Below are 13045 nucleotides of genomic sequence, written 5' to 3' on the forward strand. Positions count from 1 at the left end.
AACCCTCCCCGGCAGGCGGACCGGTGACCTGGTGGTTCCGGTTGAACCGCGGTTCAACCCATCGGTTGACCCGCGACGCGGCGCGCCGGCCTACCGTCGGCGGCGTGTGGCTGCACCGGGCGATGCACGCGGGGTTCTACGTGCTGTTGGCGGCGTCGGCGGCGCGGTACGTCGCGTACCACGGCGTCGACCCCGTCGTGCTGGGCGTGGCCGTGGCGCTGGGCGCGGCCTACCCGGCGGGGGTGCGGTGGACGCGGTGGCTGGCCGTGGTGTTGGCGACGTGGCTGGTGCTGGTGTGGCTCGCGCCGAGCTTCGGGTGGTGCGCGATCCCGCTGTTCTTCCAGTGCCTGCGGCAGCTGCGGCCCCGCCTGGCCGTGCCGATCGCGGGCGTGCTGACCGTGGCGGTGGTGTTGGCGCAGGTCAGGCTGGCCGACGTGGTGGAGCCGAGCCTGGTCCTGGGCCCGGTGGGGGTCGCGGTGATCACGGCCGCGGTGTTCTTCGACCGCCGCCGGCTCATCCACGAGGCCGGGGTGCTGCAGGAGCGGCAGCGGCTGGCGCGGGAGATCCACGACACCCTGGCCCAGGGCCTGTCCAGCATCAACCTGCTGCTGGAGCTGGGCGACACGCGGCGCGCAGCGGACGTGGCGCGGGAGAACCTGGCCGAGGCGCGGCGGTTCGTGCGGGACCTGTCGCCGTTGCGGGGCCGGTCGCTGGCGGACGCGCTGCGCGGGCTGTGCGACCGGGTCGAGGTGCACGGCGAGCCGTACCCGCTGACCGTGCAGACCGAGGTGGCGCTGCTGCGGGTGGCGCAGGGCGCGCTGGCCAACGTCCGGGAGCACGCGGACGCCTCGACCGTCGTGGTGACCCTGTCCTACCTGGACGACGCCGTGGCGCTGGACGTGCGCGACGACGGCCGGGGTTTCGACCCGGCGACGACGACCCCGCGCGAGGGCCGGGGTTACGGTCTGGCCTCCATCCGCGGGCGGATCGCCGAGCTGGGCGGCACGCTGTCGGTGGAGAGCGCGCCGGGCGAGGGCACGGCGCTGGCGGTCACGGTGCCGACGAGGACGACGGGCACGACGGGGTCGCGATGAGGTTGCGGGTGCTGGTGGTGGACGACCACCCGGTGGTCCGGTTCGGGCTGGCCGGGTTGCTGGAGCGCGACTTCGAGGTGGTGGCGCGGGCCGCGACCGGGGAGGACGCGGTCCGCGACGCCGCCGCGCTGGAGCCGGACGTGGTGCTGATGGACCTCCAGCTCGGGGCGGGCATCGACGGCGTCGAGGCCACCAGGCGCATCCGCGCGCTGCCCGAACCGCCCGAGGTGGTCGTGCTGACCACGTACGACTCCGACGCCGACGTGGTCCGCGCGGTCGAGGCGGGCGCCACCGGCTACCTGCTCAAGGACGCCCCGCCGGACCAGCTCGCCGACGCCGTCCGCCGGGCCGCGCGGGGCGAGACCGTGCTGTCGCCCGACATCGCCCGGCGCCTGATGCGCACGGTCCGCGACCCGGCGCCGGCGTTGAGCAGGCGGGAGGTGGAGATCCTGGTGCACCTGGCGCGCGGCCTGTCCAACCGGGAGATCGCCAAGGCCCTGTTCATCAGCGAGGCGACGGTGAAGACGCACCTGGTGCGGATCTTCGACAAGCTCGGCGTGGAGACCAGGACGGCGGCCGTGACGACCGCCGTCGAGCGCAAGCTGATCCGCCTCACCCGCCCGTGAGCACGCCGCCCACCCGCCGGCTCACTCGCCGGTGAGCATCCCCTCGGGCAGGCCGGGCACCTCGGGCTGCAGCCAGATCGGCCGCCAGTCGGGCAGCTCCAGGTAGCGGCGCAGCTCCGCCACCCCGGACAGCCAGCCCAGCCACGCCCCGTACGGGGCGCGCCCGTCGACGAACCCGCTCTGCACGAACGTCAGCGTGGTCCTGCCGCCGGACTCGGCCAGCTCCCACGTGCTGACGACGTCGTCGCCCCAGTCGACGGTCATCCGCTCGTTCTCGGCGAGGTCGAGCACCTTGCCCGGCTGGGGGTTGTTCTCCAGGCCGCCCATGGCGACCCGGCCGCCGACCCACGCCTCGATGTCGATCTTCGCGCCGAACCACTTGGAGTACTCCTCCGCGTCCACCAATGCCCGGTAGACGGCCTCCTTCGAGGCGGCGATCTCGACCGCGGCGCGCATGTCGGTGGTGGTGAAGTCGGCCTTGGGGGTCAGCTCGCGGCCTTCGAGGTGCTCGGCGAGGTTGGCCAGGTTCAGCGCCCAGTAGGTGTAGAGCCAGCCCAGCACGCCGGTCTCCTGCACCGCCTCGGCCCAGCCGGGGAAGTGGCTCTGCGACACCGTGACGACGGTCCCGGTCCCGTCGGCGGCCAACGTGAACTCCACGGTGGTGTCCTGGCCGCCGACGTGCCAGGTGAAGCGCAGGGACTTGTCGTCCACGTGCTCCAGGGTCTGGCGCGGCGCGTCCCCCTCGGGGGTGGACCGCCCCCAGAACGCGTACCGGCCGGGCAGGTCCACCTCGGCGTGCTCGGCCAGCCACACGCGCAGCTCGTCGGCGGAGGTCAGGGCCCGGTGCACGCGCTCGGCCGGGACGTCGACGCGGGCGCGCAGGGTGACGGTCTCACTCATCTTCGTTCTCCTCGAAATGGGTCGGGTAGCAGGCCACGGCCAGCCGGAAGGCGTCGCCCTCCGCGCCGCCGTAGCGGCTGAACAGGTCCTGCAGGGTCGTCTTCAGCTCGGCGAAGAACTCCCCCCGCTGCTCGGGCCGCACCCGGATCTCCCCGGACACGCCCAGCGACGGCAGCTCCGGCCGCGACCGGTCGAGCGCGGCGACGTCGGCCTGCACCTGCTCGGCGAGGTCGACCAGGTACCCCAGGCTGAGCTCGTCCCGGGTCCGCCGCAGCCCGAGCCGCCCGACCAGCGCCGGCGACAGCCAGTAGGCGCGGGCGGCGGCCTGGTAGAGCCCTTCGTGGACCCCGCGGACCTTCCGCTCCGACACCTGCGTCACCAGCCCCGCCTCGACCAGCCGTTTGACGTGGTAGTGCACCCGCTGCGGCGTCTGGTCCAGCACGGCGGCCACCTCGGTGCACGACTTCGGCTCGGCCAACAGCCGCAGCACCTCGACCCGCTGCGGCTTGAGCAGCGCCTCGGCCTGCTCGATCTCTTCCAGGTACAGGACGTCTCTCATCGCAAAAACGAGTTTGAACGTTCAGCATATTTTTGTCAATGGGCCGTCCCTAAGACAGCCACCGCGGTCACCGGATCATCCCCTGGTCAGCACCCCTACCCGGCCCTTCTCACCGGCCGCCCAGCACACGCCCGCGCAGTCCACGGTGTCGAAGCCGCCGTCGTCGAACTTCCGCCAGGTCCGCCCGCCATCCCGGCTCACATCGCTCCCGGTCGGCCCCACCGCGATCACCGACGACCCGTGCCACGCCAGCCCCGACCGGTACCCGACCGGCCCACTCACGCTCGACCACGTCCGCCCGCCATCCCGCGAACGAGCCAGGTTCGCCACCGCGCCCGTCGGGTTCGCGTAGTCGCCGCCGATCGCGAGCCCGTGCCGCGGGTCCCGGAACGCCACCGCGAACACCCCCGCCGACGGCGAGCTGAGCAGCGGCGTGTCGGCCACCGTCCACCGCCACCCGCCGTCCGACGAGTGCAGCACCCGCGCCGACGCCCCGCCGCCGGTCGCGATCCACGCGTCCCGGCCGCCCGAGGTCGCCACGCACTGCCCGCTCGCCGCGAACCCCGCCTCCCCGGCCAGGGCCGGCGGGAAGTTCGACGCGGGCACCTGCGACCACGTCCGACCGCCGTCGAACGTCCGCTGCACCCGGAACCGCCCGTCCACCGGGTCGCTCATCGCCAGCCCGCGCCACCGGTCGAAGAACGCCACGCAGTCGTAGAACGCCGCCGGGTCGGTGTTGCGGAACGTCTCGGTCCAGGAGGCCCCGCCATCGACCGTCCGGTAGATCCGCGAGGACTCCCCCGGCCCGATCGACAGCACCACGGCGTGCCGCGCGTCGAACGCCTGCACGTCCCGGAACTGCAGGTCCGAGGTTCCCGGCGGACCCACCGACGCCCAGGTGGCACCACCGTCGACCGTCCGCAGCACGGTCCCCGCGCTGCCGCTGACCCACGCCACCCGGGGCGACACCGCCGACAGGCCGCGCAACCGCGCGTCCACCCCGGTCGGCCGCGACTCCCACCCCGACGAAGCCGAAGCGACCGGGGCCACCAGCAGCGACGCCGCCACGGCGGCGACAAGCAGAAGGCTCTTCATGAGGTGTGAGCCTCACGAAGAGCCTTCCGGGTCCGCTAGGGCTAGAGGGAGGAGATCAGCCGCTCCACCCGCTCGTCCACCGCGCGGAACGGGTCCTTGCACAGCACGGTCCGCTGCGCCTGGTCGTTGAGCTTGAGGTGCACCCAGTCGACGGTGAAGTCGCGGCCCGCGGCCTGCGCGGCGGCGATGAAGTCACCGCGCAGCTTGGCCCGCGTCGTCTGCGGCGGGGTGTCCTTGGCGGCCTCGATCTCGCCGTCGTCGGTCACCCGGTCCACCTGCCCCTTGCGCTGGAGCAGGTCGAAGATGCCCCGGCCGCGCCGGATGTCGTGGTAGGCGAGGTCGAGCTGGGCGATGCGCGGGTTGGACAGGTCCATGTCGTGCTTGGCCTGGTAGCGCTCCATCAAGCGGTACTTGATGGCCCAGTCGATCTCGCGGTCGATCTTGGACAGGTCCTCCGCCTCGACCGCGTCCAGCGTGCGACCCCACAGCTCCAGCACGCGCTCGGCCATCGGGTCCGGCGCCCGCTTGGCCACGTGCTCGACGGCCCGCTCGTAGTACTCGCGCTGGATGTCCAGCGCCGAGGCCTCCTTGCCGCCCGCCAGGCGCACCGTGCGCCGCCCGGTCAGGTCGTGGCTGATCTCGCGGATGGCGCGGATCGGGTTGTCCAGGCTGAAGTCGCGGAACTGCACGCCCTGCTCGATCATCTCCAGGACCAGGTTCGCGCTGCCCACCTTGAGCAGCGTGGTCACCTCGGACATGTTCGAGTCGCCGACGATCACGTGCAGGCGGCGGTACCGCTCGGCGTCGGCGTGCGGCTCGTCGCGGGTGTTGATGATCGGTCGGGACCGGGTGGTGGCACTGGACACCCCCTCCCAGATGTGCTCGGCGCGCTGGGACAGGCAGTACACGGCGCCGCGCGGGGTCTGGAGCACCTTGCCCGCGCCGCAGATGAGCTGCCTGGTCACCAGGAACGGCAGCAGCACGTCGGCGATGCGCGAGAACTCCCCGGCCCGGGCGACCAGGTAGTTCTCGTGGCAGCCGTAGGAGTTGCCGGCCGAGTCGGTGTTGTTCTTGAACAGGAAGATGTCGCCCCCGATGCCCTCGTCGGCGAGCCTGCGCTCGGCGTCGACGAGCAGGTCTTCGAGGATTCGTTCGCCGGCCTTGTCGTGCGTCACCAGCTGGGCGAGGTCGTCGCACTCCGCTGTCGCGTACTCGGGGTGCGACCCCACGTCCAGGTAGAGCCGAGAGCCGTTGCGCAGGAACACGTTCGAGGAACGCCCCCACGAGACGACCCGGCGGAACAGATACCGCGCGACCTCATCCGGGGACAGCCTGCGCTGCCCGTGGAAGGTGCAGGTCACCCCGAACTCAGTCTCAATGCCGAAGATCCGCCGCTGCATCCCTCAACAGTAGGCGCATTCAGCCGTTTCCTCAGTGATCCAATCGGGCGGCGCGCGGTTTGCGCGGATAACGTTCTCGTGTGCTCCGACGAGTGAACCGCCTGGACGAGGCCCTGATGAGGCACAGCGGGCGGCTGCGGCCGTCCCCCCTCGATCGGGGGATGAAAAAACTCTCGAAGGCCGCCAACCACAGCGTCCTGTGGCTCTGCGTGGCCGGCGTGCTCGCGCTGCGCAAGGGCCGGCCGCGGCGGGCGGGGCTGCGTGGGGTGGCCTCGATCGCGGGGGCGAGCTTCAGCGCGAGCCTGGTCGCCAAGCGCCTGCTGCCGCGCCGCCGACCGGCGGCCGAGCTGCTGCCGGTGCACCGCCGGCTGACCAAGCGGCCCACGTCGTCGTCGTTCCCGTCCGGGCACGCGGCGTCGGCGGCGGCGTTCACCACGGCGGTCGCGATGGAGTCGCCCGCGCTGGGCGCGGTGGTCGCGCCGGTCGCGGCGGCGGTGGCGTACTCGCGGGTGCACACCGGGGTGCACTGGCCGTCCGACGTGGCGGCGGGCGCCCTGATCGGCGCCGGCGCGGCCCTGCTGACCAGGCGCTGGTGGCCGATCGGGCAGACCGAGGCGGCGTCGGCGCGCGAGCACCACGCCCTGGAGCAGCTCATCGACGGCGAGGGCCTGGTCGTGGTGGTCAACCCGGCGTCGGGCTTCGGCGGCGACCCGTCGGAGGACATCGCGCGGACCTGGCCCAAGGCCCGCGTGGTGGAGGTGGACGAGCTGGACACGGTGGTGGCCGACTACGGCCCGCGCGCCTTGGGTGTCGCGGGCGGGGACGGGACGGTCGCGGCGGTGGCGGCCGTGGCGGCGGCCAACCGGCTGCCGCTGGTGCTGATCCCGGCCGGGACGCTGAACCACTTCGCCCGCGACGTGGGCGCGACCGGACTGGAGGACGCGGCGCGGGCCGTGGCCGCCGGGGACGGCGTGCTGGTCGACCTGGCGGCGGTGACCGTGGACGGCGAGGGTCCGCGCTGGTTCGTCAACACGGCGTCGCTGGGCGGCTACCCGGACATGGTGCGGCTGCGCGACAAGCTCCAGGACCGCTGGGGCAAGTGGCCGGCGGCGGCGATCGCGCTGTTCAAGGTGCTGCGCACGTCCCGGCCGCTGCGCGTGGAGCTCAACGGCGAGCGGCACCTGGTGTGGATGTTGTTCGTGGGCAACGGCCCGTACCGGCCGAAGGGGTTCGCGCCGACCATGCGCCCGGCGCTGGACCGGGGGTTGATGGACGTGCGGTACATCCGCGCGGACACCCGGTTCTCGCGGGCGCGGTTCTTCCTCGGGGCGCTGCTGGGGTCGCTCAACCAGAGCCGCACCTACAAGCACCTGGAGACGCGCTGGCTGGACGTGCGGGTGCTGGACGGCTCGGTGGCGATCGCCACGGACGGCGAGGTCGGGCCCACCGGTTCGACGTTCCAGTTCCGCGCCCGCCCGGCGGCGCTGGCCGTCTACCGGTCGTGACCGCTATCGTTTGACTCGGTCAACGGTTCTGTTGAGGGAGTCAAGGATGACGGTCGCGGACGTTCGGGCGTTCAACCGCTTCTACACCGGCGTGATCGGCATCCTCGACAACGCCTACCTCGACTCGCCGTACTCGCTGACCGAGGTCCGGGTGCTGTTCGAGCTGTCCACCGGCACCGCCGAGACGGCCGCGCTGCGCACCGGGCTGGGCCTGGACGCGGGCTACCTGAGCCGCATCCTGGCCCGGTTCGACCGCGAGGGCCTGATCACCCGCGCGGCCTCCCCCGGCGACGCCCGCCGCCAGGTCGTGGGCCTGACCGACGCGGGCCGGGCCGTGCTGACCGACCTCGACGCCCGTTCGAACGCCGAGATCGGCGCGCTGCTCGACCGCGTCCCGCCCGCCGACCGCACGGCCCTGGTCGGGGCGATGCGACGCATCCGGCGCCTGCTCACCGGGGCCGACCGCGCGTACCTGCTGCGCCCGCCGCGGCCCGGCGACCTGGGCTGGGTCGTGCACCGGCACGGGGTCCGGTACGCGGAGGAGCACGGCTACGACTGGACGTTCGAGGCGCTGGTCGCGCGGGTCGTCGCCGACTACGCCGAGCACCACGACCCGCACCGCGAGGCGGCGTGGATCGCCGAGGTGGACGGCGAGCCGGCCGGGTCGATCTTCTGCGTGCGGGCGTCCGAGGACACCGCCCAACTGCGCCTGCTGCTGGTCGAACCGCAGGCCCGGGGCTTGGGCATCGGCAAGCGCCTGGTCGAGGAGTGCGTCCGCTTCGCCCGCCGCGCCGGGTACCGGCGGATCGTGCTGGAGACGGTGTCCGACGTGGCGGTGGCGCAGGGCATCTACCGGCGCGCGGGCTTCACGCCGGTCGCGGAGAGGCCGGTCCGCAAGTGGGGCGCGGACGTGGTCGAGGAGACCTGGGCGCTCGACCTGTGACGCGCGCCAATTCGACATGGTCGAACGGGTTGGGGCTACAGTGATCTCGTGCCCGGTCCGATCCAGTCCATCGAACGGGCAGCCGCGGTGCTGCGGCTGCTCGCCAGTGGCGCGCGTCGGATGGGGGTCGGCGAACTCGCCCGCGCCCTTGAGCTGCCCAAACCCACCGTGCACGGCATCCTGCGCACGTTGCAGCTGGTCGGGTTCGTCGAGCAGAGCCCCGACACGGGCAAGTACCAGCTCGGCGCGGCGCTGTTCCACATCGGCTCCAGCTACCTCGACGGCAACGAGCTGCGCACCCGCGCGCTGAACTGGTCGGACTCGCTGGCCGCCCGCAGCATGGAGAGCGTCCGCATCGGCACGTTGCACGAGGGCCAGGTGCTGGTCGTGCACCACGTCTTCCGCCCGGACAACTCCCGGCAGGTCCTCGAAGTCGGCGCCCTGCTGCCCGCGCACGCCTGCGCGATGGGCAAGGTGCTGCTCGCCAACGACCCCGTGGGCCATGTGGACGACGAGCCGCTGAAGGCGTTCACCAAGGCCACGATCACCGACCTCGACCGGCTCAGCGACGCGTTGGAGCAGGTCAGGCAGCGTGGCTGGGCGTGCGACGTGGAGGAGCTGGTCGAGGGTGAGGTGTCGCTCGCGGCGCCCATCCGCGACCGGCGGGCGGTGACCGTCGGCGCGGTGGGGATCTCCGGCCCGATCGAGCGGCTGTGCGACGCCGACCGGCAGCCGCGCACCGAGCTCGTCTCCTTCGTCCGGGAGGCCGCGCGGTCCATCTCGCGCGAGCTGGGCGCCATCCCCTGGTAAATCGGTCGTTTCCGGAGGGTTGACATCTTGTGAGCGTCGGCACAGGATTCACGCGCACCGTACGACATTGTCGAACGGCATTCAGGCCAGAGAGGGCGCGCGGATGACCAACCAGTCGATCTTCATCGGGGAGTTCCTGGGCACCGCCCTGCTGTTGCTGCTGGGCAACGGCGTGGTGGCGGGTGTGGTGTTGGCGAGGTCGAAGTCCAACGGGGCCGGCTGGGTGGTGATCACGTTCGGCTGGGGCTTCGCCGTGCTGGCGGCGGCCTACGCGACCGCGCCCCTGTCCGGCGCGCACCTCAACCCGGCCGTCACGCTGGGCCTCGCGATCCACTCGGGCGACTGGGCCACCGTCCCGCTCTACCTCATCGCCCAGTTCCTCGGCGCGTTCGTCGGCGCCGTCCTGTGCTACCTGGCCTACCTCGGCCAGTTCCGCGCCAACGAGGGCGAGGTGCTCGGGATCTTCTCCACCGGCCCCGAGATCCGCAACACCGCGCAGAACCTGCTCACCGAGATCATCGCGACGTTCGTGCTGGTCTTCGTCATCCTGGCCACCGGCCAGACCAAGGGCCTGTCCACCTCGGGCACCGGCGCGCTGATCGTCGCGCTGCTCGTGGTCGGCATCGGCATGTCCCTCGGCGGCCCCACCGGGTACGCCATCAACCCCGCGCGCGACCTCGGTCCCCGCATCGCGCACGCCGTCCTGCCGATCCCCGGAAAGGGTGGATCGGACTGGGGATACGCCTGGATCCCCGTCGTTGGTCCGCTGATCGGTGGAGCATTTGCCGGTCTGGTCGACATCGCCGTCTTCTGAGGAGCAACCCCGTGAGCAGCAACTCCGCCAAGTCTTTCGTGGCAGCAATCGACCAGGGCACCACGTCCTCCCGGTGCATCGTCTTCGACCACGGCGGCGGCATCGTCTCCGTGGCGCAGAAGGAGCACCGGCAGATCTTCCCCAAGCCCGGCTGGGTCGAGCACGACGCCGAGGAGATCTGGGCCAACGTGCTCGACGTGGTGCACGGCGCCCTCCAGAAGGCGTCGCTGACCGTCCACGACCTCGCCGCGGTCGGCATCACCAACCAGCGCGAGACCACCGTCGTGTGGGACAAGGCCACCGGCGTGCCGGTGCACAACGCGATCGTCTGGCAGGACACCCGCACCGACCAGCTGGTCAAGGAACTGGGCGAGCAGAACCGGTTCCGCGACAAGTGCGGCCTGCCGCTGGCCACCTACTTCTCCGGCCCGAAGGTCCGCTGGCTGCTCGACCACGTCGACGGCCTGCGCGAGCGCGCCGAGCGGGGCGAGGTGCTGTTCGGCACCATCGACACCTGGCTGATCTGGAAGCTCACCGGCCGGCACGTCACCGACGTGACCAACGCCAGCCGCACCATGCTGATGAACCTCCAAACGCTCGACTGGGACGACGAACTGGTCGACGCGATCGGCGTGCCGCGCGCGATGCTGCCCGAGATCCGCTCCTCCGCCGAGGTCTACGGCCACGCGACCGGCACCCTGGAGGGCGTCCCGGTGGCCTCCGCGCTGGGCGACCAGCAGGCGGCGCTGTTCGGCCAGACCTGCTACGCGCCCGGCGAGGGCAAGTGCACCTACGGCACCGGCAGCTTCCTGCTGGTCAACACCGGTGACAAGCCGATCCTGTCGCAGAACGGCCTGCTCACCACGGTCGGCTACAAGATCGGCGACCAGCCCGCGTCCTACGCGCTGGAGGGCGCGATCGCGGTGACCGGCGCGCTGGTGCAGTGGTTCCGCGACAAGATGGGCCTGATCTCCTCCGCCCCCGAGATCGAGACGCTGGCCCGGTCGGTCGAGGACAACGGCGGCGCGTACTTCGTGCCCGCGTTCTCCGGCCTGTTCGCGCCGCACTGGCGCTCCGACGCGCGCGGCGTCATCGCCGGCCTGACCGGCTACATCGACAAGGGCCACATCGCGCGCGCCGTGCTGGAGGCCACCGCGTGGCAGACCCGCGAGGTCGTGGACGCGATGAACGCCGACTCCGGCGTGGAGTTGACGACGCTGAAGGTCGACGGCGGCATGACCGCCAACAACCTGCTCATGGGTTTCCTGGCCGACGTCCTGGACGTGCCCGTGGTGCGGCCGATCATCGCCGAGACCACCTGCCTGGGCGCCGCCTACGCGGCCGGCCTGGCGGTCGGCTACTGGTCGGACACCGAGTCGCTGCGGGAGAACTGGCACAAGGCCGCCGAGTGGCTGCCGTCCATGGACCCGAAGACCAGGGACAAGGGATACCGCAAGTGGAAGAAGGCGGTCGAGCGGACCGTCGGCTGGATTGACGAGGACGACAACGATGAGTGAGCAACGGGCCAGGGCACGCGAGGCGCTGGGACACGGCGCCTTCGACCTGGTCGTGATCGGTGGTGGTGCCCTGGGCATCGCCACGACGTGGGCGGCGGCCCGGTCGGGCCTGCGGGTGGCGCTGGTGGAGGCCGGTGACTTCGCCGGCGCCACCTCCAGCGCGTCGTCCAAGCTCGTGCACGGCGGGTTGCGCTACCTGGCCATGGGGCCGAGCGCGGTGCCGATGGTGCGCGAGAACCACGCCGAACGACGCGCGCTGGGTGACCGGCTCGCGCCGCACCTGGTCCGGCCGCTGCCGTTCCTGGTGCCGGTGTACCGGGGCGGGCCGCACTCGCGGCCCGTCCTGGGCGCGGGGGTGATGCTGTACTCGGCGCTGTCCGGGTTCGGCGACGGCATGGGCAAGGTCCTGTCGGCGCGGCGGGCGCAGGAGTACGTCCCGCAGCTCCGGACCGAGGGGCTGCGCGGCGCGGCCCTGTACTACGACCACCAGATGAACGACAGCCGCGTGGCCATCACCGCGGCGCGTGCGGCGGCCGAGGCGGGTGCCGTCCTGCTGAACCACGTCGAGGTGGTGGGCCTGCGCAAACGCGGCTCGCTCGTCTCCGGCGTGGAACTGCGCGACCGCCTCGACGGCTCGTCCTTCGGCGTGGACGCGACGGTGGTCGTCAACGCGACCGGCCCGTGGCTGGACAAACTGCGCCGCATGGAGGACCCGACGGCCGCGCCGAGCATCCGCCTGTCCAAGGGCGCGCACCTGGTGCTGAAGACCGACACGCCGTGGCGTGCGGCCATGACCATCCCGGTGGACGACGTGCGCGTGTCGTTCGCGATCCCGTGGGAGGGTCAGTTGCTGTTGGGCACCACGGACGAGGCGTACGAGGGCGACCCGGCCGACGTGGCGTGCTCGGAGCAGGACATCAGCCAGATCCTGGGCGAGGCGTCCACCGGCATCCGCTCCGAGGCCCTGGACCGCTCGAAGCTGGCGTACACCTTCGCCGGTCTGCGGGTGCTGCCGGGCGGGGCGGGCGACACCAGCCACGCCAAGCGCGAAACGGTCATCACCGCCGGCCGCGGCGGCATGATCAGCGTGGCCGGCGGGAAGTGGACGACGTTCCGCCGCATCGGCGGCTCCGTCCTGGCCCGCGTGGGCGAGGCCCTGGGCCGCGACCTGAGCCACGCCTTCGACGGCGTCCCGTCGGCCCTCCCGGGCGCCGCCCTCCCCGACCGCGTGGGCGCCGTGCTGGAACGCGAACTCCCGACCCTGCCCGACGACGTGGTCAAACACCTGGCCACGCACTACGGAACCGTCAGCCACGAGGTCCTGGCACTGGCCCTGGAAGACCCGACCCTCCTGGACCGCGTCCACCCGGACGGCCCGGACATCTGGGCCCAGGTGGCCCACGCGAGCCGCTACGAGTGGGCCACCGAGGTCGACGACGTCCTCCGCCGACGGACCACGGTCGTGGTCCGGGGCCTGGACACGCCGTCGGTACGGGAACGCACCGGCGAACTGCTGTCCCAGGCAACCGCCTGACCCACGACCCGCATACGGGAGGTCCGGCTGCGGCGCCGGACCTCCCGTCCGTGCGCGTGGGCACGGGTCGGCGGGTCGGGATTCGGGCCGAACGTCTCGGCGCGACGCTCGCCGGCGGCGACCCGGGCGTGACCACGGCGGCTCGGCGCAGCCCGGCAACTCGGCGCAGCACGGCGGCTCTGGGCGGTCCGGCGGCTCTGGGCGGATGCTCGGCTCGGCGGGCGCGAAGGCTTCGCTGCGGCGGCGTC

General features: G+C 72.4%; 12 protein-coding genes. 8 read left to right on the forward strand and 4 right to left on the reverse strand.

The window, feature by feature from the left end:
- Positions 1–104 precede the first annotated feature (104 nt).
- Together ABD126_RS03590 and ABD126_RS03595 are read left to right on the forward strand one after the other, a co-directional pair.
- A complete protein-coding gene (locus tag ABD126_RS03590; RefSeq protein WP_343932132.1) occupies positions 105–1094 on the forward strand; it encodes a sensor histidine kinase in 990 nt (329 codons plus the stop codon).
- On the forward strand, positions 1091–1720 hold the full coding sequence (locus ABD126_RS03595) for a response regulator (RefSeq protein ID WP_343932133.1): 630 nt from the start codon (positions 1091–1093) through the stop codon (positions 1718–1720). Before ABD126_RS03590 ends, ABD126_RS03595 begins: the two co-directional genes overlap by 4 nt.
- A 21-nt stretch (positions 1721–1741) precedes the next feature.
- Here the strand turns inward: ABD126_RS03595 and ABD126_RS03600 are convergent, their stop codons facing one another.
- The 4 genes from ABD126_RS03600 to pafA all read right to left on the reverse strand — a co-directional run bounded on the left by ABD126_RS03600 (position 1742) and on the right by pafA (position 5674).
- Entirely contained in the window at positions 1742–2620 is an 879-nt protein-coding gene (locus ABD126_RS03600; protein ID WP_343932134.1) for an SRPBCC domain-containing protein, read from the reverse strand.
- On the reverse strand, positions 2613–3179 hold the full coding sequence (locus ABD126_RS03605) for an ArsR/SmtB family transcription factor (protein WP_343932135.1): 567 nt from the start codon (positions 3177–3179) through the stop codon (positions 2613–2615). The genes ABD126_RS03600 and ABD126_RS03605 overlap by 8 nt, the downstream gene beginning before the upstream one ends.
- A gap of 75 nt (positions 3180–3254) precedes the next feature.
- Entirely contained in the window at positions 3255–4274 is a 1020-nt protein-coding gene (locus ABD126_RS03610) for a WD40/YVTN/BNR-like repeat-containing protein (RefSeq protein WP_343932136.1), read from the reverse strand.
- A 41-nt stretch (positions 4275–4315) separates the two neighbouring features.
- Positions 4316–5674, reverse strand: coding sequence for a Pup--protein ligase (gene pafA, locus ABD126_RS03615; RefSeq protein WP_121219152.1), 1359 nt, complete (start codon positions 5672–5674; stop codon positions 4316–4318).
- 80 nt (positions 5675–5754) lie between these two features.
- On the opposite strand from pafA, the gene ABD126_RS03620 reads away from it, so the two are divergent.
- The 6 genes from ABD126_RS03620 to ABD126_RS03645 all read left to right on the forward strand — a co-directional run bounded on the left by ABD126_RS03620 (position 5755) and on the right by ABD126_RS03645 (position 12797).
- Positions 5755–7179, forward strand: coding sequence for a bifunctional phosphatase PAP2/diacylglycerol kinase family protein (locus ABD126_RS03620; protein WP_425542722.1), 1425 nt, complete (start codon positions 5755–5757; stop codon positions 7177–7179).
- Between the two features lie 46 nt (positions 7180–7225).
- A complete protein-coding gene (locus ABD126_RS03625; RefSeq protein WP_343932137.1) occupies positions 7226–8122 on the forward strand; it encodes a bifunctional helix-turn-helix transcriptional regulator/GNAT family N-acetyltransferase in 897 nt (298 codons plus the stop codon).
- A gap of 48 nt (positions 8123–8170) precedes the next feature.
- Complete coding sequence (locus ABD126_RS03630; RefSeq protein ID WP_343932138.1) at positions 8171–8932, forward strand: IclR family transcriptional regulator; 762 nt, start codon at positions 8171–8173, stop codon at positions 8930–8932.
- Positions 8933–9035: 103 nt separating this feature from the next.
- Complete coding sequence (locus ABD126_RS03635) at positions 9036–9746, forward strand: MIP/aquaporin family protein (RefSeq protein ID WP_343932139.1); 711 nt, start codon at positions 9036–9038, stop codon at positions 9744–9746.
- 11 nt (positions 9747–9757) lie between these two features.
- A complete protein-coding gene (glpK, locus tag ABD126_RS03640; protein ID WP_343932141.1) occupies positions 9758–11263 on the forward strand; it encodes a glycerol kinase GlpK in 1506 nt (501 codons plus the stop codon).
- Entirely contained in the window at positions 11256–12797 is a 1542-nt protein-coding gene (locus tag ABD126_RS03645) for a glycerol-3-phosphate dehydrogenase/oxidase (RefSeq protein WP_343932142.1), read from the forward strand. The genes glpK and ABD126_RS03645 overlap by 8 nt, the downstream gene beginning before the upstream one ends.
- Positions 12798–13045 lie beyond the last annotated feature (248 nt).

This window comes from Saccharothrix mutabilis subsp. mutabilis (assembly GCF_039521145.1).
GTDB lineage: Bacteria > Actinomycetota > Actinomycetes > Mycobacteriales > Pseudonocardiaceae > Actinosynnema > Actinosynnema mutabilis.